The organism is Congregibacter sp., assembly GCF_965662665.1.
GTDB lineage: Bacteria > Pseudomonadota > Gammaproteobacteria > Pseudomonadales > Halieaceae > Congregibacter.
Genome location: NZ_CBFIIF010000012.1, coordinates 22,168 through 44,381 on the forward strand (window position 1 = coordinate 22,168; position 22,214 = coordinate 44,381).

The 22,214-nt window shown below is 56.2% G+C and carries 19 protein-coding genes; 7 read left to right on the forward strand and 12 right to left on the reverse strand.

The genetic code is table 11. The features are described from left to right. Window positions 1-55: 55 nt before the first annotated feature. The 5 genes from ACTG39_RS07020 to ACTG39_RS07040 form a co-directional block, all read right to left on the reverse strand. On the reverse strand, window positions 56-1,306 hold the full coding sequence (locus ACTG39_RS07020) for an acyl-CoA dehydrogenase family protein (protein WP_439106822.1): 1,251 nt from the start codon (window positions 1,304-1,306) through the stop codon (window positions 56-58). Window positions 1,307-1,364: 58 nt separating this feature from the next. Continuing rightward, the gene (locus ACTG39_RS07025; RefSeq protein WP_439106823.1) at window positions 1,365-3,062 is read right to left on the reverse strand and encodes a class I adenylate-forming enzyme family protein; all 1,698 of its coding nucleotides are present in this window, start codon (window positions 3,060-3,062) and stop codon (window positions 1,365-1,367) included. Window positions 3,063-3,103: 41 nt separating this feature from the next. Continuing rightward, on the reverse strand, window positions 3,104-4,243 hold the full coding sequence (locus ACTG39_RS07030) for an acyl-CoA dehydrogenase family protein (protein ID WP_439106824.1): 1,140 nt from the start codon (window positions 4,241-4,243) through the stop codon (window positions 3,104-3,106). Window positions 4,244-4,255: 12 nt separating this feature from the next. Further along, a complete protein-coding gene (locus ACTG39_RS07035; RefSeq protein WP_439106825.1) occupies window positions 4,256-5,437 on the reverse strand; it encodes an acyl-CoA dehydrogenase family protein in 1,182 nt (393 codons plus the stop codon). A gap of 176 nt (window positions 5,438-5,613) precedes the next feature. Beyond that, window positions 5,614-6,381, reverse strand: coding sequence for an OmpA family protein (locus ACTG39_RS07040; RefSeq protein ID WP_439106826.1), 768 nt, complete (start codon window positions 6,379-6,381; stop codon window positions 5,614-5,616). A gap of 179 nt (window positions 6,382-6,560) precedes the next feature. Here ACTG39_RS07040 and ACTG39_RS07045 point away from each other — a divergent pair, with 179 nt between their 5' ends. Continuing rightward, window positions 6,561-7,328, forward strand: coding sequence for an enoyl-CoA hydratase/isomerase family protein (locus ACTG39_RS07045; RefSeq protein WP_439106827.1), 768 nt, complete (start codon window positions 6,561-6,563; stop codon window positions 7,326-7,328). A gap of 3 nt (window positions 7,329-7,331) precedes the next feature. On the opposite strand, the gene ACTG39_RS07050 is transcribed toward ACTG39_RS07045, so the two are convergent. The 3 genes from ACTG39_RS07050 to ACTG39_RS07060 all read right to left on the reverse strand — a co-directional run bounded on the left by ACTG39_RS07050 (window position 7,332) and on the right by ACTG39_RS07060 (window position 10,982). After that, on the reverse strand, window positions 7,332-8,267 hold the full coding sequence (locus tag ACTG39_RS07050) for a hypothetical protein (protein WP_439106828.1): 936 nt from the start codon (window positions 8,265-8,267) through the stop codon (window positions 7,332-7,334). 484 nt (window positions 8,268-8,751) lie between these two features. Further along, the gene (gene crtD / locus ACTG39_RS07055) at window positions 8,752-10,236 is read right to left on the reverse strand and encodes a 1-hydroxycarotenoid 3,4-desaturase CrtD (RefSeq protein WP_439106829.1); all 1,485 of its coding nucleotides are present in this window, start codon (window positions 10,234-10,236) and stop codon (window positions 8,752-8,754) included. Then, window positions 10,233-10,982, reverse strand: coding sequence for a hypothetical protein (locus ACTG39_RS07060; RefSeq protein WP_439106830.1), 750 nt, complete (start codon window positions 10,980-10,982; stop codon window positions 10,233-10,235). The genes crtD and ACTG39_RS07060 overlap by 4 nt, the downstream gene beginning before the upstream one ends. Before the next feature lie 47 nt (window positions 10,983-11,029). Between ACTG39_RS07060 and ACTG39_RS07065 the strand changes: the two genes are divergently transcribed. Continuing rightward, window positions 11,030-12,427: a cytochrome P450 gene (locus ACTG39_RS07065; RefSeq protein ID WP_439106831.1), complete on the forward strand. Its 1,398-nt coding sequence runs from the start codon at window positions 11,030-11,032 to the stop codon at window positions 12,425-12,427. 26 nt (window positions 12,428-12,453) lie between these two features. Here the strand turns inward: ACTG39_RS07065 and ACTG39_RS07070 are convergent, their stop codons facing one another. Then, window positions 12,454-13,581 (reverse strand): ATP-grasp domain-containing protein, encoded by a 1,128-nt coding sequence (locus ACTG39_RS07070; protein WP_439106832.1) that lies wholly within the window; start codon window positions 13,579-13,581, stop codon window positions 12,454-12,456. A 149-nt stretch (window positions 13,582-13,730) separates the two neighbouring features. On the opposite strand from ACTG39_RS07070, the gene ACTG39_RS07075 reads away from it, so the two are divergent. Then, window positions 13,731-14,204, forward strand: coding sequence for a YbjN domain-containing protein (locus tag ACTG39_RS07075; protein ID WP_439106833.1), 474 nt, complete (start codon window positions 13,731-13,733; stop codon window positions 14,202-14,204). Between the two features lie 115 nt (window positions 14,205-14,319). On the opposite strand, the gene ACTG39_RS07080 is transcribed toward ACTG39_RS07075, so the two are convergent. After that, the gene (locus ACTG39_RS07080) at window positions 14,320-14,937 is read right to left on the reverse strand and encodes a high-potential iron-sulfur protein (protein ID WP_439106834.1); all 618 of its coding nucleotides are present in this window, start codon (window positions 14,935-14,937) and stop codon (window positions 14,320-14,322) included. Window positions 14,938-15,156: 219 nt separating this feature from the next. Between ACTG39_RS07080 and hrpB the strand changes: the two genes are divergently transcribed. The 3 genes from hrpB (at window position 15,157) to ACTG39_RS07095 (ending at window position 18,895) form a co-directional block, all read left to right on the forward strand. Further along, complete coding sequence (gene hrpB / locus ACTG39_RS07085; protein WP_439106835.1) at window positions 15,157-17,658, forward strand: ATP-dependent helicase HrpB; 2,502 nt, start codon at window positions 15,157-15,159, stop codon at window positions 17,656-17,658. A gap of 77 nt (window positions 17,659-17,735) precedes the next feature. After that, the gene (locus tag ACTG39_RS07090; protein WP_439106836.1) at window positions 17,736-18,182 is read left to right on the forward strand and encodes a DUF3465 domain-containing protein; all 447 of its coding nucleotides are present in this window, start codon (window positions 17,736-17,738) and stop codon (window positions 18,180-18,182) included. Between the two features lie 68 nt (window positions 18,183-18,250). Beyond that, a complete protein-coding gene (locus ACTG39_RS07095) occupies window positions 18,251-18,895 on the forward strand; it encodes an SDR family NAD(P)-dependent oxidoreductase (protein WP_439106837.1) in 645 nt (214 codons plus the stop codon). A gap of 264 nt (window positions 18,896-19,159) precedes the next feature. Here the strand turns inward: ACTG39_RS07095 and ACTG39_RS07100 are convergent, their stop codons facing one another. Together ACTG39_RS07100 and ACTG39_RS07105 are read right to left on the reverse strand one after the other, a co-directional pair. Further along, window positions 19,160-19,525: a hypothetical protein gene (locus ACTG39_RS07100; protein ID WP_439106838.1), complete on the reverse strand. Its 366-nt coding sequence runs from the start codon at window positions 19,523-19,525 to the stop codon at window positions 19,160-19,162. An 88-nt stretch (window positions 19,526-19,613) separates the two neighbouring features. Continuing rightward, window positions 19,614-20,537 (reverse strand): haloalkane dehalogenase, encoded by a 924-nt coding sequence (locus tag ACTG39_RS07105; RefSeq protein ID WP_439106839.1) that lies wholly within the window; start codon window positions 20,535-20,537, stop codon window positions 19,614-19,616. A gap of 231 nt (window positions 20,538-20,768) precedes the next feature. On the opposite strand from ACTG39_RS07105, the gene ACTG39_RS07110 reads away from it, so the two are divergent. Then, a complete protein-coding gene (locus ACTG39_RS07110) occupies window positions 20,769-22,214 on the forward strand; it encodes an amidohydrolase (protein WP_439106840.1) in 1,446 nt (481 codons plus the stop codon).

Genomic DNA, 22,214 nt, shown 5'->3' on the forward strand with positions numbered 1-22,214 from the left:
TGTGATGTTCCGTAAGCGACGCCATGCGTCGCCCATGTTGAGTTACCCGCAGTTATCAGCCGTCTCTGAAGGTGGCGTTGACCGGGTCCTGATCCATGTACTTCTTGAATTCATTTCGACCCACCACCATGCGGTGAACGGCGTCAGGGCCGTCAGCAAGGCGCAAGGTACGCTGCCCCATGTACATCGTGGCCAGAGGAGTGTCTTGAGACACGCCCAGACCTCCAAACATCTGAATTGCCTCGTCGATTACCTTGAGAGTCACGTTCGGTACGGCGGTCTTGATCATGGAAATCCAGATGCGCGCTTCCTTTGGATCAACGTTATCCATCATCCAGGCGGTCTTGAGCGTCAGCAGACGTGCTTGCTCAATGTCCATGCGGGCATTGGCAACGATGTCGATGTTGGCACCCAAGCGAGCCAAAGGCTTGCCAAACGCGACGCGCGTGGTGGCCCGCTGACACATGAGCTCCAGTGCCCGCTCCGCCGCGCCAAGAGCACGCATACAGTGATGAATACGGCCCGGTCCAAGACGACCCTGGGAGATCTCAAATCCACGGCCCGCACCCAAAATAACGTTGTCCTTGGGAACACGGACGTTGTTGAACGCCAACTGCATATGACCGTGGGGCGCATCGTCCATGGAGAAAACCTGCATGGGGCGAATAATCTCGACCCCCGGTGTGTCCATGGGCACGAGAATCTGTGACTGCTGCTTATGCTTGGCGGCATCGGGATCGGTTTTGACCATCACGATCATAATCTTGCAGCGTGGATCGCCCGCACCGGATATCCAGTGCTTCTCGCCGTTGATGACCCACTCGTCACCCTCAAGAACCGCACTGGTACAGATATTCGTCGCATCCGAAGAGGCCACGCCGGGCTCGGTCATGGCGTAGGCGCTACGAATCTCGCCGTTCAAAAGCGGTGTAAGCCACTCGGCCTGCTGTGCTTCACTGCCGTATTTGGTCAGCACTTCCATGTTGCCAGTATCTGGCGCTGCGCAGTTAAAGGACTCTGCGGCCAAGTGCGATCGACCCATTTGCTCGGCCAGATAAGCGTACTCAACGGTAGTCAGACCACTGGCTTGCTCGCCTTCCGTGAGAAAGAAGTTCCATAAACCTTCGGCACGCGCTTTTGCTTTGAGCGTCTCAATGATCTCCGTTTGTCGCTCGGTAAACTGCCAGCGATCACCTGTCGCAACCTCTGCGGCGTATTCCTTCTCTACCGGCACGACTTCCTCGTCGATAAACGCCGTGACGCGCGCCAACAACGGCGCTACTTTTTCCGAAACTCCTAGGTCCATGACCCGATCTCCTTGTGTGCATGCCCCACGTTCTTGCGGGGCAAATAAAATAGATCTCTTAAGCCGCTAGCTGTTCGCTCAGCTCCGCCTTGAGTTGTCGTTTAAAGATCTTGCCCGTAGCAATGCGTGGCAGGGCTTCGTCATGAAAACGGACGTAGGCGGGAATTTTGAACCCAGCGATATGCTCTTTCAAAAAGCTTTGCAGCTCCTCGGCAGACAGGCTCTCGCCTTCGCGTAAGACCACACTCGCAGCAACTGCTTCGCCCAGGCGCTCATCGGGCACGCCGTAAACAGCAGCTTCACTGACCGAAGGATGCTGATAGATGCCGGCTTCTACTTCGATACAGCTAATGTTTTCGCCGCCACGGATGATGATTTCCTTCATACGATCGACGATGAACAAAAACCCCTCATCATCGATGTAGCCCACATCACCTGTATGGAACCAACCATCGCGAAAAGCTTCTGCACTGGCTTCGGGCTTGTTCCAATAGCCAAGGCAATTCGCAGGAGAGTGAATACACACCTCGCCGCGCTCGCCCGCCGGAAGCGGCTGATCATTCTCATCGAAGATCGCAATGTCCGTAACCGCAGGTACTGGCCGCCCGGCACTGCCCGGCCTCGCGCGGTACACGGCGCCCGTATTGATAGTCCCCAGAGCATTAGTCTCGGTCAGCCCGTAGCCGATACCTGCCGATGAATGTTTAAAGGTCGTTGCGAGCTTCTCGACCTGTGCGGGCGGTCGCGCCGCACCACCACCATAAATCTCGGCAAGCGATGATAGGTCCCGATCGGACTCAGCCGCAGCAGCCTGAAGCTCCGCGGACATAGTAGGTACGCCGGTGAACCAGGTGATGCGCTCTTCCTCGATCATGCGAAGCGCTTCTTGCACGTCCCACTTGTGCATGATCACTAACTTGCGGCCCACAATGAGAGACAGCAAGAAAGCTGTGTGACTGCCGGTACAGTGAAACAGGGGGATAGTTAACAGGCCTGACGCCGGAAACTTTGCTGGCTGAGTGTCGCCACCGGCCTGCTTAGCTGACAAACCCAACAGCATCCAGCTGTAGAGTGCAGACAACATACCGCGGTGAGATGACAGTGCGCCTTTGGGATGCCCCGTGGATCCCGAGGTGTACATAATTGTCGCGTGATCGTCACCGCTTACTGCGACCTCGGGCATCTCGGCACCCGCATGCGCAGCTACCAGGTCCTCAAACTTACTGAACTCCACCGCAAGACCATCACAATCGTCCACAGCGATGAGCTTAAGCTGCAGCTCATCCTGCAAAGGCAGCAGGCGCTCCATGCGCTGACGATCGACGATCACCAGCTTTGCGCCGCAATCCTTTAAGCCGTAATCGAGCTCCTCGGTAGTCCACCAGGCGTTCATAGGCACAGCTACCGCACCAATGGACAGTACTGCAATAAAGCCCATCATCCACTGCGGGTTATTGCGGCTGAGAATCGCCACTCGATCACCGGGCTGCACACCGAAGTCATCAATAAGTGACCGAGCGAGCGCTGCGGATTGCGCGTAGCTCTCACCAAAGGTCATGCGGTCATCGCGATAGACCGTGAATTCCTTGTCCGCGTGATTCAGCATGAAGCGAAAGTACGCGGCCATATTCTTCGGTGCAGAAGCGAAGCTTCGATACTCCGCGCCATCGATGGTAACGGTGCTCAACGCAAAGGGTGCGCCGTCCTGGGTTAGCTGAGTGACAGCTTCATCAATTTTTTGCAGTTCTTCGCTCATACTTTTTATAGGTTCCTGTACCTGCGGGGTAAATCAGCTCATCAGTATCCACCGATTCGCGCAAAACGATCCAGATGATAGTAGTAGTCACCCATCAAATGCTCCAGTACGCGGGCACGCTTCATGTATAAGCCGATGTCGTATTCATCCGTCATACCGACTCCGCCATGCATCTGTACGCCTTCATTACTGGCTAGTCTGGCCACTTCACTCAGCTTAGCCTTAGCGGCACTGGCCAAACGCGGGAGGTTTTCGTCATCTGCGTCCACGGCCTGCAGTGCTTTGAGGACGATGGAGCGCGCGAGCTCCAGCTCAGCAAACAAGTGTGCCGCGCGGTGCTGCAGCCCCTGAAAAGAGCCGATTACCTGACCAAATTGCTTACGCTCTCTAATATAGTCCATGGTCCGCTCAAAGGATTCGAGGGACAGACCCAATAACTCAGCTGAGAATCCGATGGCCGCAATATCCAGTGTGCGCTCAAGCGCTTCCCAGGCATCACCTTCACCACCCATGAGCGCATCAGATCCAACGCGGACGCCATCCAGCGTCACCGCGCCGCACTGACGGCTGTCGACCATGTCACAAGCTTCAATATGCAATCCAGACGCATCGGCCGGCACCAGAAATGCGCTAAGTCCTGCCGTGTCTCCAGAAACACCACTGCTTCGGGCAATAACGACAAAGGCATTGGCGCTTTTTGCATCCAGTACCATGCGCTTTTCGCCGGATAAGACAAAAGCATCGCCGTCTGACGAGGCTGTTGTAGACACTCCCGCGGGATCAAAAGCTCCGGACTCCTGCAGAGCCAGGGTCACTTGCTTCTCACCCGAGGCGATCGCCCCCAGCCAACTGACTTTTTGTTCTTCGGTGCCCAGACAGTTAATCGCCGTGGCGCCCACGAGCACACTTGCCTCAAGGGGCGAGGCACTGAGATGCCGTCCAGCCTGCTCCAACACCACGCCCAGACCGGTGTAGCCATAGCCCAAACCGCCATAGGCCTCGGGAACAGCGATGCCCGCCCAGCCCATATCAACCATTTCCTGCCAAACCGCAGGATCAAAACCAAGCTCATCACCTGAGTCCCGGAGGTCTCGCAAATGCGCCACAGTCGCCTTGCTTGCCAAAAATCCGGCAGCGGACTCTTTTAGCATCACCTGTTCTTCATTTAATACTAGTGTCATGACAACGAGACCTCAGGCGTCGGGTAGACCAAGCACGCGCTTGGCTACAATATTGAGTTGTACTTCCGAGGTGCCGCCCTCGATGGAATTGCCTTTTGAACGCAGAAAACTGCGGACGATTTCACCGCCGTCATACTGGTCACCCGACCAACCCAACGCAGCTTCACCCCCCACCGCCAGATTTAGCTCGTTGCGTCGCTTGTTCAGCTCAGTGCCGTAGTATTTAAAAATCGACGATGCTGGACCAAGCCCTTGGCCGGCCTTTACCTCATCGCCTACGCGCTCCATCGTAGCGCCGAATACCATGGTATCGAGCTGATGCTGAGCTATGTCCTGGCGCAGGATGCCGTTGCGTAGTCGACCTTCAGCATCGGCTCCCATTTGCTCCACTGCGGCTCTACCCAGAGACTTTCCTCCGGATGTACCGAAAGCAGAGATCATTTCTCGTTCGTGCGTGAGCAGGTACTTGGCGATTGTCCAACCCTGCCCTTCTTCGCCGACGAGGTTGCGCTTATCGGCGCGGGCATCGTCAAAGAACGTCTCACAAAACGGCGATGAGCCACTAATCAGTCGGATAGGCTTTACAGTCACGCCGGGCTGATCCATATCGAAGAGCACAAAACTGATGCCCTCGTGCTTGCTGCCGGAATTGTCCGTGCGCACCAGGCAAAAAATCCAGTCCGCCTTGTCTGCGTAGGACGTCCACACCTTCTGACCATTGATCACATAGTGATCGCCCTGATCGTCAGCGCGCGTTTGTAAGCTTGCCAGATCTGAGCCTGCGCCAGGTTCAGAGTAGCCTTGGCACCAGCGAATCTCTCCGCGGCAGATGCGCGGTAGATGCTCGAGCTTCTGATCCTCACTGCCAAACTTCAGCAGCGCTGGTCCAAGCATCGAAATGCCGAAAGAGTCCAGCGGGCGCCGGGCACCAATATTCGCCATTTCTTCCCTGAGAACTTTCACTTCTTCGGCAGAAAGACCGCCACCGCCATACTCCTTGGGCCAGTGGGGTACGGTCCAGCCACGCTCGGCCATGCGCTCGCACCATAACGGCTGCTCTGGGATGTCTACTTCGGGATTTCGCCCACCGTTATAGATGTCTTCAAAGCTGCTGACGGGTTGGCGCATGGATTCGGGGCAGTTGGCGTCTAGCCAATCCCGGGTTTCCTGACGAAAAGTATCAATCTCGGTCAAAGCGGAAGCCTCCTGAGGGTTAGGAATTCGAATATGAGGGGCATGGGCAGCCTGGGCCCGCGCCGCAAAAAACGGATTTGAACATACAGTATGTTTTGCTGTCACTCAAGTATTCTTCGCGATAAAGAAAAGGCGCCGGTGTACTCCGGCGCCTCAAGATGTCCGCAAAAAGTATCTTAGCGAACTACCAGTTCCACCCGGCGATTGCGCTCGCGTCCGTCGCGGCTGTCGTTACTGGCAATAGGGTTAGCTTCACCACGGCCCATTGCACGCAACTGATCCGCATCGACACCTTGAGATACCAGATAATCGACTGCCGCTTGCGCGCGACGCTCGGACAAGCCCTGGTTGTACTCTTCAGGGCCCGACGTATCGGTGTAACCAACAACATCCATCTTCACGCTGCTGTGTGACTTGATAACGGCCACCGCCGAATCCAGAGCCGCACGAGACTGAGCGTCCAAAGTGGCGCTGTCAAAGGCGAAGTTGAGGCGATCTACGGTGAGTACCACTTCATCCTTAATCGGACAGCCCGTGGAGTCCACCTGCACTCCCGATGGCGTGTTTGCGCACTGATCCATATAGTCAGCGACACCATCGCCATCACCATCCAAGGCGCAGCCACTCATGTCGACTTCCACGCCCGCGGGGGTATTGGCACAACGGTCTTTGTCGTCCATCACACCGTCGCCATCGCTGTCCACTGGCGCAGCGGCGGCGGCTACTGGTGCGGGCTCCTGCAAGTCACAAATAACAGCGGCACCGACGCCAGCGCCCACTACGACGCCACCGACTGCACCAGCCCCTCCGGCGGCCGCGCCCACGGCGCCGCCCACTACACTACTACCAACGATACAAGTCTCATACTCGCGCTGATCAACGGTACTACAGGCAGCAAGCACTGAGGCCGCAAGAAGCACTAGAAGCCGTGGTGAAAATCTCATGGTGATGTCCTTTCTTAACAATGTAGTCGACGTAAAATTCGTGAGAGGGTCGCCCTTGGCTCACGCCCAATCCCAGCGCCGGAGAGTACACCATTTGTGCGACGGGGCACATCTCACGAACTCAATGATTACCTCGGTGCTAGACTTCTTTGCCGCCGGCCGATTTGACGAGGATTTTTATGTATCAAACACTGGAAATAGAGCGTCAGGGGACGATAGCTCACCTTTGGCTGAATCGTCCTGAGAAGCTCAACCCCCTATCGCTCCTCACGCTGCAGGAGCTTATCCGCGCCGCAGAGGAGCTCAACCAGGACACCTCCCTGAAGGTCGTTATCATCGGCGGTCGCGGGCGCAGCTTTTCCGCTGGAGCCGATCTCACAGGGTTCCCGGCTGCGGGCGACGTCGGCGCGCGAGATGCCGCCGATGCTGGACGACGCATGGCAGACGCCATCGAGCAGCTCAACGCAATAACCATCGCGCGCATCCAGGGCTGGTGCATCGGTGGAGGACTGGTGCTGGCCGCCGCTTGTGACCTGCGTGTGGCGGCAAAGAATACGCGCTTCTCCATCCCCGAGGTCGACCTGGGCATCCCCCTGGCGTGGGGAGGCATCCCGAGACTTGTTCGAGAGATTGGTCCCGCGCTTACCAAGGAACTCGTCATGACCTGCCGGCCTTTTGATGCGAAAGAGGCCTTAAACGCGGGCTTCCTTAACAGAATAGTAGGCACAGACGAACTGGACGATGCTGTGGAAGAGCTAGCCGATGCCATTGCCGCGCGACCCACTTTCCCCGTGCAGGCGACAAAACGCCATGTCGACGCGGTGACAGCCAATCAGGTGGGCTTGTCCAGGTCCTGGGCTGACGCAGACAGCCTCCTCGCAGGCCTCGGCGACCCCGAGTGTCAAGAAGCGAGGGAGCGGTATCGGGAAGCAAAATCTAAACGTTAACCCTCAGCGGCCGCCAACCAGTTTGCGGTCCAGCATCACCTCAAGACGAAATACGATGCCCAGAACGCCCTCTCGCTTTTCTTCATACAGGTCTCTTCGCCAGTTGTAGCTCGGTTCAATTTCGTAGAACAAAAACTGACGGAAAAACTGTTTACGGTATAAGAACCCGAGCCGGTAGCTGGTCTCATAGTTTTGCGGCTGATCTCGGCCGCTCACGGCGACGAAGTATTCGATGGCACTGGGAAACTTTGCGTGATCATCCAGCCAGCGCCGGTAGGTAAACCCCGTGTTGTAGTCCCAAAACTCCTTATCCTCGCGATAGCGGACACGCCCGGCCCAACGCAACAAGCTCCTGTCATCCAGAATACGGTTCGCTTCAAAATTGGTGAGAGAGCGATAACCGTCCTCTGTATGGTATTGCAGGCGCTGGGTAAATCGCGCCCAACTGTTTTCGGAGAGAGGCTGCTGATAACGAAAACGCACGCCCGGCAATATGGCAGGGCCTGATCGCACGGATATAGTGGCATCAAGACGGGTACGACGACCGTCTCGAACATTTACACGCAGACCCACGTCATTCTCCTGACTGCGCTCCTCCTCAGTGAGAGTTTGCTCAGCCTCCTCGCCGGAAAACACCAGATCAACCCGTTCTGAAATTTTGGGGAGATCGACCTGCCCCCGGAGTCGCACCTTGAGATCATGACCATCCCGTTGATCCCAGTCATCGATGAATACCGTACGAACAAAGGACTCTGCGCGCTCCGCATCACGTACCGAAGCTCCAAAAAAGTCATCCATCCACTGGGCTAAGGCTTGGGTTCGGTTTGTGGCGTATTCGTGGCTTTTGTCGACCCAGTGTTTGCTCCCAGGGGTGATAGACCCCGCCACCGAGGTCTCCGTAAGCTCAGGATCATGGTTTGAGATTTGCTCCAACGCCATAGTAGTGCTCGAGGCAAAACTGAAAGACGCCAGGGCCGCAATACAAATATTTAAAGGTGCGCTTTTGGATTTTCTAGGCGACAAGCGAGGGACCTCACTTACTGTGAAGTGACAAACCATCATCGTCAATACCTAGTGTCATGTTCCTTAAAACCAGCCCTTCCTTGCAATGATACTCTAGCTACCCACATCAAAAACAGAGCGGCGAACGCCAGCAATGTCGGCTCCGTATCGCAATCTGTGAATCCCAAGCCAGGCTGGATTATCAACCTAAAGTCCCACGGCAGAATATAGGTGGTTTGGGAGACGGGGTTGACCTGCACCTCGGCAACTTCCGCGCCTACGATCGCGATCACCCCAGCAAGGACTGTACTTTCTTCGATTACAGCAAGTCCTGCCAACCCTTGCGTTCGATATTTTACAGCCTTCAAAAAAAACACGAGGTGGCATGGAGACTGTGACGAAACCTTACAAGTACCGAGGGCTAGTCCAGATCCTCCAACATAGCCCCCGCAGCCAACCGCCCCGACATCGCCGACATAGGTACCCCGGCGCCGGGGTGCACTGACCCACCGGCAAAGTACAGGCCCTTCACCTGACTGCGAGCGCCCGGTCTTGCAAAACTTGCCATGGGCCCATGGTTTGCGTGACCGTACAGCGCTCCCCCGCTCCCGGGAAAGCGTTCACTAAATCTCCGTGGGTCGGTCGCTACGCAGGACCCCTCGTCAAACTCCAGCTCGCAGCCGCATTCGCGGAGCAGCGCCAAGGCATTGCCTCGGAACTGCATCAGACTTTGGGGATCTCTAAAACGCCGATCTCCGTCAGCGGGTGCGTTGATCAATAACAGCAGGCGTTCGGGGCCCTGAGGAATGTTTCCACCAACACGATCCTGAGCACAGACGTACACCGTCGGGTATTCCGTGATCTGCCCCCGACCAAAGATAGCCGCAAACTCCTCGGGATAGTCCTCGGCAAAAAACACCGTGTGGTAATGCAGATCAAAACCCGAGACCTTGGCGAGCATACAAAATGTGATTGCCGACAAGGCACGCTGGGTATGCATCACCGCTTTGACACTCGGAACCACAGCCGCTCCGAGCATGCCTGTTCCCAGCGCAGAGATGTCACCGTTGTACACAAGCTGATCGGCGCGAAGCTCTCTGCCTTCTTCCGTGAGTACACCCACCGCACGATCGGCTTCCATCACGATTTCGCGAACGCCTTCGTCAAAGCAAAACTGCACACCTAAACCCACGGCTAGGTCTTTAAGCGCCACAGCGACGGCACGCATACCGCCGTCAACCAGCCACACGCCTTCCTGCTCTACATGCGCAATCAGCATTAACGTTGCCGGCGCCTTCATCGGAGAAGAGCCTACGTAGGTCGCATAGCGACCAAAGAGCTGTCTTAAGCGAGGGTCGTTAAAGTGATCACCCAATGCGGACCACAAGGTCGAGAACGGCGCCGTGCGCCACATTGCATCGAGATTGCCAAAGCCCACGCGACGTACCAGTTCGAGCATCCCTGGCCGAGACGATGCGATAAACGGTTCGCGTAAGGTTTCGTAGATATCAGCGCTTCGCTCACAGAAAGCCCTATAGCCCAATGCATCTTCTTTACCCGAGAATTCTTGTATCGCCTGCTCGGATCGATCGGTACTGGCATAAAGATCCAGAACACCACCCTGTCGCCATGCATGGCGCGCCAGCACGTCAGCTTTTTCCAAGCGCAGTCCCGCTTCCAGCGTTGATCCTGCGGTCTCAAAAAGCTCATCAAAAATCCAGCGCATGGTGAACACCGTCGGCCCTGCATCCACGCCCACTCCATTCACTGGTAGCTGGCGCATCTTGCCCCCAGGCTCCGCAGCGCGCTCGAGTACCGTCACCTTGCGTCCTGCCGCAGCGAGTTCGATGGCTGCCGCAAGCCCACCCACTCCCGCACCGATCACTAATGTCTGCCCGTTATTCACGCCGTCTGTGCCGCCCGCGCCTTAAAACGAATAGTCACCGCGCGCTGATGATAAATAATCAAGGTCAGACCGGTAATTAAAGGCACGGACCACAATGCTGGTGTCAGCGCGATCTCGGGCAGCATACGTACAGCCCCAAAGGCAAAAAATGCGGTATAAACTGATATGCCAGCGCCAACCAGCGATTTAATATGTTCCTTAATGCGATCGAGGGGCCGTGGATTTGGCTTGTAGAGAAACCATAGATTCGTCGCCACAGTGGCAAAACCCACCATAGAAATAGCGACCATCAAAAGCTGATTCAGCTGCCAGCCCCGCCAGGCACAGTTTGCCGACACGATGGTAAGCAGCACTTGCAGCAGGAGGTTGTGCCAGGCGCGATTAGCCTGATGGTCCCGACGGTTTTGAATGCACAGCCATCCGTGCCATGCCAGATTGATAGTCAGGGTCGCCAGATACAGCATCATCCATCCGAAGATTCCAGCGATGAGCGCAGGATCACCAAACTGTGGATGATCGACTAGATGCGGATGTGTAGCGACGGGGTCTGACAAAGTCGTGAGGGCAATACAGATTGCAACGCTGCCGGTAACCAACATCATCATCGTAAACAGTTTGCCGAAGCGCGCATGATTCACTCCGCCCTTTCGCCCTGCCACAGGCACCCAGAAACTCACTAGGCCAATGGCACCGGTGACGATATGTATGGCCACAAAAATTTCAAACAGCGTATGGGTCGACATCATCTCAAGGCCCCCCGATACTGCGCACTGTTATCTACACTGCCGAGATTATGAGCAAACAGGCCCATTACGTTCCTCCCCGACCGCATTCTCTTGCCGCACTGCCGGCGCTGATGCGGGTGCTTTGGAATGGTGATGGCAATCTCCTGGATCTTCTGCCCGCGGCGGCTTATCGCTTTCCTGTGGGCAATCTCGGGTACTCCCGACGTTCCACGGTGCTGTTTAACGACCCCGCACTCGTGCGCCACATTATGCGTGATCCCGATGGCATCTTTCCCAAGAGCGATCTTATGGTGAACGCCCTCGAGCATCTCATCGGTGAATCGATCTTTGTCACCGACGGCGAAAAGTGGCGTCGCCAACGCGCGATGATTGACCCCGCCTTTTCGCATATGCGCATTAGTCTTGCCTTTAGGGCGATGCAGGCAGCGGTCAACGATTATGTGCACACCCTCGAAGCGAGTGCCAACAGTGGCGAGCCGCTTTCTCTGGATCTGGCTATGAGTCAGCTCACCGCAGACATTATCTGTCGCACGGTGTTCTCTACCTCTTTGGATTCGCAGGTGGCTTTTGATGTGTTTGAGGATTTTACGGTCTTTGAACGCTCCGTCGCTCAAGTCGATATCAAGCGGCTGATCTTTGAGCCCGCCTGGACCAAAGCCCCCCAGCCTCAAGTGGTGCTTGATGCCTGCACCCGTATTCGAGGCCATCTGGCAACGCTCATCGATACCCATCTTGCCCCCGACGCCGACTTTAACGATATCGCCAGTGCCGTGATCGCAGCGCGGGACAGCGACACTCAGAAGCCTTTCACCAAGGATGAGCTTATCGACCAACTCGGTGTCTTCTTTCTTGCGGGGCACGAAACCACCGCCAGCGTGCTGACCTGGCTGTTTTTTATCTGCGCGCAGCAACCGACCCTCGTCGCAAAAATGCGCGAAGAGATTGATCGCGTGGTAGCGAGTGACGGAGCCAATGACAGTGAAATCACCTTTGAGCACATGCGCCAACTGCCGCTGCTCAAAGCGGTGTTTCGCGAAGCGCTGCGTTTGTACCCCCCCATCACCTTTATGCCCCGGGTGGCCATGGAGGACACAACGGTGGGGCCACGAAAGTTGCCCAAGGGTGCACTGGTAATGATTTCGCCCTGGACCTTGCACCGACATGGGGACTACTGGGAAGACCCTCATGCTTTTAAGCCCGAGCGATTCCTGCAGGAAAACGAAAGCGCGCTCACCGAAGGCGCCTATATACCCTTTGGACAGGGCCCGCACACCTGCGTAGGCGCGGGTTTTGCACAAACCGAAAGCCTCTTGATCATTGCCGAGCTGCTGCGACGCTTTGACTTTGAAGCCCTGAACTCCCATCGCGTACGCCCCGCCGCGCGTCTCACCACGCGCCCCAGAGAACAAATATTCTGTCGCGTTACCCGCCGGGGTGCTTCTTAAGCTCATCGCCCCAACCACGATCATCCTCAATCTCCAAACCAGGCGATATCGCGCTGGGTGGCCTCGCCCAGAGAAAGATCACTTGTCATAGCAGGCCAGAGAATCTCCCAGGACATCGGCGTCATCAGTAAGAACGGCAGAGGGTCATGCCCCGCCCAGATGACATCCCGCGCCGCGAGCATCTCTTTAAAGCGTCGGACAAATTCGCGAGGCTTGAAGATCGCCGCGTAGGTTTCGGTAAGCGTGGAGTACGCCCACTGAAAGCGCGTCTTTGAGGACAGCTCGATGCTCGAGGCACTTTCCGGGGAAAGCAATGCCTGACCCAAAGAGGCAAGGTCGAAAAAGTGCACGCCACTCGTCGCCCTTGGATTGCACTCAATCGCGCGAGCTATGCCGGACTCGTCGATAATAAAATCAAAGGCTAAAAACCCGCTGTAATCACTATCGCTCAAAAAGTCACTCACCCACTGCTGCGCTGCCGCAGCGTCATCCACGCGCTCAAAACAGATGGCGACCGTCCCGGCAAATACGCGGCCTCGATAAAACACCGTCGCGACTTCCCGGCCCTCACTAACCACCGAGAGCGAACTGATTAAGTCGCCCTCTAAATGGGTTTGCACCAGGCCTTCTTCACTGCTTGACTGCAGCGACTCGCCGGCTTTGGCAAATCGCAAACCGATGCCGGAGCAGCTGTGCACGGGCTTTTCTACATAGTCACGGTTTTGAGCGAGCTCCCTGGCACCCGATTCATTGGCGGTGAAGGTTTCAGGGACCGGCAATCCCTTGCGCGCCGCCAGGGCAATGAAGTCGCGCTTGTGATGCAGCTCCGCCAGTTGAGCCAAAGGAGCAGCCCAAAGCCGTGTCCTCGCCGGCAGCTTGTCGGCGAGCTGGGCCACGTGCAGAGCCTCTTCCGAAATAGGAATAACCAGATCCACCGACTCTTGCTCGACAATATTTAGCAAGTCTTGAAGGTATTGGGATAGTGAATCGTTGGGCGCTGTGACCCGAAAAGACTTTTCAACGTCCCGCGAGGGTTTGCAGACATGCCACCGGAACGGATCCGCAACCAGCACACGACAGCCCGCCGCTCGGCAGGCTCGAACGATTGCCAGCGCTTTGGGCAAGCGTCCCAGCGTCAGTAGAACGGTCGTCATCAACGGATATCAATTAGCATTAAGCTAATTTCATGCTTACGCCAATGGATGTCAATTTTCTTTGACCCCAAGGGCCGCGTAGCCGCGCACTTAAGGAACACAGTGAATCCTGAATCGCGTAAAATCGGCGTTTTGCCGGCTACCACCTCATGAGTGACAAACTCAGCAAACCTGATCGCGCCCTACTCCAACAGTGGCTCACAGAAGCCCGAGTCGAGTACAGCGAGTGCGGCGAATGCCAGGGCCTCCATTTGGCGGCACTGAAGAGCATCGAAGGTGTTATCGACAGTCGCTTGTTCCTGGAGCGCTATGGATTACTGCTTACGACGGAACTGGAGATACGGCCCATGGCATTGCTGCCCATGGCTGCTGATCTCGGCCGTATCAATATGGACTACCCTATCCTCAAGATATTTTTGGATGTCGTAGATGACGCGACACCCCAACTGGTGATTGCGGGCGTGCTGCAAGCTCAGGCGGGCCTGACACTGGAACAAACGGCACAATTTCTATCGAGCTGTATGGATGCCACGCGGCAACTTGCGGCCGAGTGCCTTCAACTCGACTACCTGTTTGCCGAGGGAGAGGGACGACCAAACACCGCCAAGAAATCACTGCACTAACGACCGTTATGGCCTTGCTTCCCTGGCTGATCAGCAGCATCGGTGCTCCAGCGGTTTTTATTGCCTGACAGAAAAAAGGGCGCCCAAGGGCGCCCTTTACTGAATCACTTCAGGATCAACCGGCTGCAGAATAAGCGCTGCACCATCCCGTCGCTTTCACCTGATTGCCGGTGAAGAGCGGACATCCACCCCAGTCGTTGTCGCCGCCTTGAAACAACACACAGTTCGAGCATTGCTGTCCGGCGCTATAGCGAGCGTTTTCGACGGTAGTGGCATCATGCCGGTATCCCAAACCTGCTGCCTGGGGCCCGTTTTCGTCAAGCTGCGCCATGGCGTCCGTCGCTATAGTCGCACTCTCAGTGGCCGCTTCTTGCATGCTCTCCGCCGCATCGTCAGCCATTGCCTCTGCCGTGTCCGAGGCCTCTTCCATGGCTTCTTCAGCACTGTCCGCTGCACTCTTCCCTACACTCTCCAAAGCGTCCTCGGCACCGTCCATTGCCGACTCGGCCATCGCTTCGGCTTCTTTCGCCATATCTTTCATGGCAGGCTCGGCCTTATCCATGACCGGTGCAGCGGGCGTCGCACTCTCATCGCTGCCACAGGCCTGCAGACCCAGGATCGGCAAAGCCACCGCCGTCATACCCATCATCTCCAATACTCTTCGACGGCCGGGTAAGGTTCCTTCAGCACCACTTTGTTGCTCAATCTGCTGCTCTGTGCGTTGCTCTTTCATGGTGGTTGCTCCTCTGCTTGAGAAATTTATCCGCAACTTTGCATCATCCCGCTCGTCGCTTCATGTCACACTACCGCTATTGGACTCATAGGTACAAACTTGCTGCCTCAAATGAGTATGGCTTACTTTGCGACTTTTGCGCGGTAGATGCTTAAACATTGCGCCCATTCTTGACTGCCCAGATCACTCGTTGACTCTTCGTTGAAACAGACCCCTAACTTGCCGATTAGCGAAATCCTTGGGGATATTCGCAATCATCTGAGCCACGAGCACAACCTTGTTCTCGAAGCGCCCACCGGCGCGGGTAAAACAACCATCGTGCCTCTTGCCCTGCTCGATGAGCCGTGGCTGCACAATCGCAAAATCATCATGCTCCAACCCCGACGTCTCGCCGCTAAAAACGCGGCGCTGCGTATGTCAGCAATTATGGATGAACCCATCGGTGGCACCGTCGGCTATCGAATGCGTCTGGACACCAAGATCACCGCTGCGACGCGCATCGAAGTGGTTACCGAAGGCATTCTTCTCGCGATGCTCCGAGAGGATCCGTCCTTGAGTGACGTCGGGCTCCTGATCTTTGACGAGTTTCACGAACGCTCGCTGGATGCTGACCTGGGGCTCACCTTGGCGCTTAGCGCACGCGCAACCTTCGAGCAAAGCACGCCCCTGCGCATCATGCTGATGTCCGCAACTCTGGGAACCGCAGAACTCGAAAGCTTGTTGCAAACTCAGGCGATACGCAGCGAAGGCAGATTGTTTCCGGTCTCGGAACAGTATGCCGGAGCCAGCAAACCCAGAGAGCGCATCGCTGAGCGAGTGAGCTCCGTTGTTCACAAAGCACTGTCGGAAAACCCCGACAGTAGTCTGCTGGTCTTCTTACCCGGGCAGGGTGAAATTCGTCAGCTCAAGGATCAGCTGGAGCTACCGTCAAGCGTCAGTGTCCACCCCCTCTATGGTGAGCTGAGCATTCAGGAACAACAGCGGGCGATCGAACCTAGCCCTGCGGGAGAACGCAAAGTCGTACTGGCAACGAATATCGCCGAAACCAGTCTCACTATCGATGGCGTCGATGTCGTTATCGACTCAGGACTCGAGCGCAAACCACAGTTTGATCCCAATACGGGAATGAGCCGATTGGCTACGGTAAAAATATCCCAGGCTTCCAGCGTCCAACGCAAAGGGCGGGCAGGCAGACTGCGTCCGGGCACTTGCTACCGACTGTGGACAGAGTCGCAGCAACAACTGCTGAACGCGCAGGACGATCCCGAAATTCTCAGCGCCGACCTCACGGCGTTAGCGCTGCAGCTTTTTGCCTTTGGCGTTTACGATCCGCAAGAGCTCGTCTGGCTTACCGCACCACCGGTAGGGCCCTATCAACAGGCGGTCGCGCTGCTTCTGGAACTCGCGGCCATTCGCCACACCGATTCTGGCCTTCGCCTGACACCCCACGGCGCTGCCATGGCAAAAATCGCGGCGCATCCCCGTCTGGCCCACATGCTCATCATGGGCCAATCTGTGGGAGCTGTGGAAACCGCTGCAAAACTTGCTGCGGTGTTGTCTGATCGTGACCCCGTGAGTCGCGAGTCCGTCGACATGCGAACACGGCTGGAGTATCTCAGCGACGAAGTCCCCTGCCCCAGCGCATTTCGTGGCTGGCAAAAAAGAACCCTGCAACTAGCCAGGCAGTTCTCACGGCAGGCCCCTCGAGATGTACCTGCTCGCGTACCGCGACCCAAGCCGGATCAGCTCTGTGGCTTTTTGCTTGCCAGTGCCTACCCGGATCGCATTGCACGTCAGCGTCATTCTGGCGGCTATCAACTCGCCAATGGTCGCAGTTGCCAGTTTGATTCACCCAAGGCGCTGGGCGGTTCCAAGTGGCTGGCAGTCGCCGAAGTCGGCGGCATGTCCGGGCGTAAAGGCGACATGATTCGCTCGGCAGCACCGCTGGATCCCGCGCTGTTTGATACGCTGCTACAAGAGCAGCTGTCAGAAGAGACTCTCGTAGACTGGGATAGCAAAAGCGGACGATTCATCGCAGAGCGCCAAGTCAAGGTGGGCGCCTTGTCACTGCATCGAGAGCGACTCACTGATGTTTCCGACGAAGCGCGTACCGAAAAGCTGATCCGGCTTACCCGGGACGCCGGGTTAGCTAATCTGCCGTGGTCCGAGCAATCCAATGCACTCCTTAGCAAAGTCCGGCTGATGTCGCAGTTAGAGTCTGGCTGGCCAGCGCTTGATATACCCGAACTCACAAAAACTCTCGACCATTGGCTCGCTCCGTACCTGCTTACGGTAAAGAAGCTGTCGGACCTAAAAAACATCGACCTGTTCTCTGCACTGCAGTCGCAACTTTCCTGGGACCAACAACAGAGACTGAAAACAGAACTGCCGGAGCGTTTCGCGGTGCCGTCAGGCTCGCAGATAAAAATAAACTACGGCGAAGACCCGCCCACGCTGCCGGTGAAGCTGCAGGAGATGTTTGGCTGCCAACAAACGCCCAGTGTTGCTTCCGGACGCATAGCACTCGTTGTGCACTTGCTCTCGCCGGCGGGGCGACCACTGCAGATCACACAGGATCTTCCAGGTTTCTGGCAAAGCAGCTACGAGGCCGTAAAAAAGGAAATGCGAGGGCGTTACCCAAAACATCCCTGGCCCGACGACCCCGCCAATGCGGAACCAACGCGGTACACCAAACATCGCAAAACTCCGAAGAAGCTCTAAGACTCGCAAACCCCGTTCTGAGTGGCTAGGCTAGGAGTCAACGCTGAATTCACCTAAGCTGTTTTAGAACTCTCGCCATGAAACAAAAGTCACTGCCACTAGTTATCGTACTCGCCTTAGTCACCTGGCTGTGGAACGAGTATGGCGCCCAAACGTTTTCGTCGACTAACTCCTCGACAGCGGTGGCCAGCAGCGACAGCGTCCTCGAAGCTGCATTTCAGAACCGTCAAAGCGATTTGCAGGTGCGTGGAAGCGGCACCGTAATACACGTTCTCCCCGACGACACTAAAGGGAGTCAACATCAGCGCTTTCTGCTAGAGCTGGACTCAGGTCTCACTCTGTTGGTCGCACACAATATCGATCTGGCACCCCGCATCCCCCAACTCAGAAAAGGCGATCGTGTTGGCTTTAATGGTGAATACGAGTGGACCGAAAAAGGCGGAGTGATGCATTGGACGCACCACGACCCTGGTGGCAGGCACGAAGATGGTTGGCTGGAACGCGCTGGCAAGCGCTACGACTAGAATTCAAAGCCCCTACCGCTGCATGAAGACCTCGACCATTCTTTTAAGCAACAGAGGAACACCGAACTGTGACAACTGAAATTCTTAAAGGCCAGGTAGCCCTGGTAACCGGTGGCGGCCGTGGCATTGGTAAGGTCATCGCTGAAGCATTCGCAGCGCAAGGTGCAGCCGTTGCAGTACTCGGGCGATCGCTAAACTCCCTTGAGCAAACGGTAGAGAAAATCACCGCGGCTGGCGGAGTAGCCATGGCCAGGTCATGCGATGTAGCCAACGCCGGGGACATCGCCCATGCCTTAGCAGAGATTAAGGATGCCTATGGCCCACCCAACATCTTGATCAACAATGCGGGTATAGGTGGCGCATCAGGGCCTCTATGGCAGTGTGACCCGGACGAATGGTGGTCTGTGATGGAAGTCAATCTTAAGGGGCCATTCCTGATGATGCATGCTGTGCTGCAAGATATGGTGACTGCGGGTCGCGGTTGCGTCATTAATGTGGGGTCCTATGTCGGTGTTAACCCCACAGGATGGGCTTCTGCGTATTCAACATCCAAGGCCGCACTCATGCGATTGTCGGACTGTACAGCAGACAGTCTCGGCGATTCAGGCGTTTCTGTTTTCACCATCAGTCCGGGGTTTGTTTGGACGGACATGACCAAGGAGCTGGACTCAAAAATTCGGGAGTCTGATCCTGAATACAATTCGGGAGTCTGATCCTGAATACGAAGGCGGATGAAGCCTGGATTTTTCCCGCAGAAGATGCCGCAAAACTATGCCTTCGTCTCGCCGGGGGAGACGCCGACCGGCTGAGCGGCCGCATGATTCACGTGCGCGATGATCTGGACGCGCTCATTGAACGCGCCGATGAGATCATCGACCAAGACGGTTACGCACTGCGACTTACTATGGCGCTGGATGACCTTTAGCCAACCCTCTCGCTAACGTCGCAGCCCTACGCAAAAGCGATGCTATCGAGGTTTAAACACCCATTTTCATGGCTAAGTGTTTGATCAACTCGCCCATTTGATCACTGGGACTAAACTCCACCGATTCATAGTCCTCATCAACGCTCACCGTGTGGCCCGGGGGCCAGTAGTAGACCTCACCCGCGTGCACTGTCTCTTCCTGACCATCAGCGTAGCGCACATTGATAGAGCCTTTGAGCACTGTTCCCCAGTGGGGGCACTGACACATATCACCGGGTAAGCCTTCGAGCAGCGGCGTGGCATCGGCGCCCTTCGGGAATCGTATGCGGGCGACGTTAAAGCCTCCCCAATCCTCAGCCTGAATACACACACCTCCGGCATCGAGGCACGTGGGAAGCTCTTCTCTAACCGTTTTCATAGCCCTCTCTTGTTAACCTTATTATCGAGACTGCCGCGACGCGGCACATAACTGCCTATCAACAAGTTAGTACATTAGCGGGCAAAGTCTAACTCTGCGTCGCAAAGGACTCCAAGGCAGCGCGGGCTATGGGCTCGCCCCACTCCTGCACAAAGTGTCCGCCGCCCTCAATCATCATTGCGGGGGGACAGCCGTTAATCAAAGCGCGCAAACTCTCCATCACCGCCGGCCCGAGCACAGGATCAGCATCACCCACGGCCATAAAACTCTTACCTGTCCATTCCTTGGACCAGAACTGAGCCGCCTCCAGGCTTACCTCGACACCCTCCATATCCGGAGAGACCGGCACCAATGCCGGAAACATCTGCGCTCCTGCCTTGTACTCGGGTCCCGGAAACGGCGCGTCGTAGGCCGCTATCTCTGCGTCGGTCAAATGGGGCGTGCCTCGCGCAATAAGCTCCCCTATGGGTAAGTCCGGGGTACTCAGCGCATAGTTCTTCCAGGCGAGGAATCCATCGCTGGGCGACTTGCCCACGCCCAAACCGGTGTTCATCACCAGCAGCCGCGACAGGCGAGGTTTAAAGTTGGCATCTACTGGTAGGGTCAGACCCAGAAGACCGCCCCAATCCTGCACAACCAGTGTGATGTTACGAAGATCGAGTCGCTCTACCAGTGCCAATAAATAATCGCGATGAAAATTAAACGTATAGTCGGATTGTTCTATGGGCTTATCGGATCGACCAAAGCCCAGTAGGTCTGGCGCGATCACTCGTGCGCCGGACTCCAAAAACACAGGCATCATTCGTCGATACAAATACGACCAACTCGGTTCACCGTGCAGACAGAGAAACACCTCATCTGCATCCGAGGGTCCGGCATCTATCCACGCGATGCGCAAACCCTCGTAGCCCGGCAGATCGTCTGCATAGGAAACGGGATAATCAAAATCAGGAATGCTCGCAAAACGCTCGTCGGGCGTGCGTAGGGCTTTGATGGATTTTGTTTGTGACATAAGTGACCCTTCTTAGTTGTATTAGCTCAATCACAGCAAACAGATCGATTCCTACTATAGACCACCTGGCATTTTGTGCCGCGAGCGAATTGCTAGCAATCGCGAGGGGACAGAAGATCTTGGGAGCACTTTCTTGTGCCTCGCTGTCTTGAGAGCCGGTATGGCCTCTGGCCTTACGCTGTGGCTTAGGCTAGCGTTACGGCTGACTCTTCGAATACAGGAAACGTCGAGATGATCAAAGCAAGACTGCGCTACATTGCTACCGCACTGCTAATCACTACATCATCTGCGGGTATTGCCGCGGACAAGGATGCACTTAAAGCTCAAATCATTAGCTCTGTAGATCGCCAGGCAGGTTCGCTCACCGCTCTCAGTGACGAGATCTGGGGGCATGCCGAGATCGCCTTTAAGGAGACTCAGTCAGCCGCTGCGCTCATCAAACATGCAGAGGAGCATGGTTTTCGCGTGGAAACCGGCATTGGAGAAATTCCCACGGCGTTTGTCGCTGAGTTTGGCAGCGGCAAACCGGTGATCGGGATCATGGGAGAGTTCGACGCCCTCCCCGGTTTGTCCCAGGCATCGGTGCCTACCCGCTCGCCGCTTGTTGAAGGTGCTCCCGGGCACGGCTGTGGTCACAATGTTTTTGGTGCTGCGTCGCTGGGCGCCGCCATCGCGGTAAAGGAGCAGATTGAGGCTGGCGAGATTTCCGGCACGATTCGTTACTACGGCACACCCGCCGAAGAGAAATTCTTTGGCAAGCTCTGGATGATCCGCGCCGGTGCCTTCGATGGCGTTGACGTCATGATGGACTGGCATCCGGGAGACAACATCGAAGCGAGCGCACAGAGTACACAGTCTCTGGTGGACTTTTTGGTGGAGTTTGACGGTCAGTCAGCACACGCGGCGGGGGACCCATGGAATGGCCGCTCCGCTAGCGATGCTCTTGAGCTCTACGCCCACGGCATCAATGCCTATCGCGAGCATATCGAGCCTACCGTGCGGATTCACTATCACATCATGGACGCGGGCAAGGTCGTGAACGTAGTACCGGACTATTCCAAGATATGGGTGCGGGTGAGAGATCGCAGCCGCGAAGGAATGACGCCGGTGTATGAGCGAGTCAAAGAGATGGCCGAGGGTGCCGCAATCCTCGCCGACGTTGGTTACAAGGTGACGCTGATTTCGGGCGTGCACGAAATACTCGTGAATCGCACGGGTGGTGCCACACTCCAAGCGAACCTCGAAACACTCGGCTCCATTAGCTACACGGCGGAAGAAGAGCGCTATGCCAAGGCAATTCAGGAGGCCACAGAAAAACCCCAGGTGGGAATGGACGCAGAAGTAAAACCTTTTAGAGAGACCGAGAAAAACCCGCCAGGAGGATCCACTGACGTCGGCGACGTCAGCTTTGTGGTGCCCACGATCAGCCTCAGCGCACCCATTGCTCCCAAAGATGTGCCCTGGCATTCCTGGGCGGTGGTTGCGACAGGCGGCATGTCCATTGGCCACAAAGGTCTCGTATATGCCTCAAAGGCGCTGGCAATGACTATGATCGATCTTTACGAAGATCCCGATCTCATTGAGGCCATCAAGGAAGAGTTTAAAGAACGCAAAGGCGACTATGAGTACGAGGGCATCTTGCCGCCAGGCCCTCCGCCGCTGGATTTTAAACAGTAA

What these genes read in the sequence shown, in the direction of transcription:
- ACTG39_RS07020 (WP_439106822.1), bottom strand. Translation starts at nt 1,306, where the DNA reads ATGGACCTAGGAGTTTCGGAAAAAGTAGCGCCGTTGTTGGCGCGCGTC.
- ACTG39_RS07025 (WP_439106823.1), bottom strand. Translation starts at nt 3,062, where the DNA reads ATGAGCGAAGAACTGCAAAAAATTGATGAAGCTGTCACTCAGCTAACC.
- ACTG39_RS07030 (WP_439106824.1), bottom strand. Translation starts at nt 4,243, where the DNA reads ATGACACTAGTATTAAATGAAGAACAGGTGATGCTAAAAGAGTCCGCT.
- ACTG39_RS07040 (WP_439106826.1), bottom strand. Translation starts at nt 6,381, where the DNA reads ATGAGATTTTCACCACGGCTTCTAGTGCTTCTTGCGGCCTCAGTGCTT.
- ACTG39_RS07045 (WP_439106827.1), top strand. Translation starts at nt 6,561, where the DNA reads ATGTATCAAACACTGGAAATAGAGCGTCAGGGGACGATAGCTCACCTT.
- ACTG39_RS07050 (WP_439106828.1), bottom strand. Translation starts at nt 8,267, where the DNA reads ATGGCGTTGGAGCAAATCTCAAACCATGATCCTGAGCTTACGGAGACC.
- ACTG39_RS07060 (WP_439106830.1), bottom strand. Translation starts at nt 10,982, where the DNA reads ATGATGTCGACCCATACGCTGTTTGAAATTTTTGTGGCCATACATATC.
- ACTG39_RS07065 (WP_439106831.1), top strand. Translation starts at nt 11,030, where the DNA reads ATGAGCAAACAGGCCCATTACGTTCCTCCCCGACCGCATTCTCTTGCC.
- ACTG39_RS07070 (WP_439106832.1), bottom strand. Translation starts at nt 13,581, where the DNA reads ATGACGACCGTTCTACTGACGCTGGGACGCTTGCCCAAAGCGCTGGCA.
- ACTG39_RS07075 (WP_439106833.1), top strand. Translation starts at nt 13,731, where the DNA reads ATGAGTGACAAACTCAGCAAACCTGATCGCGCCCTACTCCAACAGTGG.
- ACTG39_RS07080 (WP_439106834.1), bottom strand. Translation starts at nt 14,937, where the DNA reads ATGAAAGAGCAACGCACAGAGCAGCAGATTGAGCAACAAAGTGGTGCT.
- ACTG39_RS07090 (WP_439106836.1), top strand. Translation starts at nt 17,736, where the DNA reads ATGAAACAAAAGTCACTGCCACTAGTTATCGTACTCGCCTTAGTCACC.
- ACTG39_RS07100 (WP_439106838.1), bottom strand. Translation starts at nt 19,525, where the DNA reads ATGAAAACGGTTAGAGAAGAGCTTCCCACGTGCCTCGATGCCGGAGGT.
- ACTG39_RS07105 (WP_439106839.1), bottom strand. Translation starts at nt 20,537, where the DNA reads ATGTCACAAACAAAATCCATCAAAGCCCTACGCACGCCCGACGAGCGT.
- ACTG39_RS07110 (WP_439106840.1), top strand. Translation starts at nt 20,769, where the DNA reads ATGATCAAAGCAAGACTGCGCTACATTGCTACCGCACTGCTAATCACT.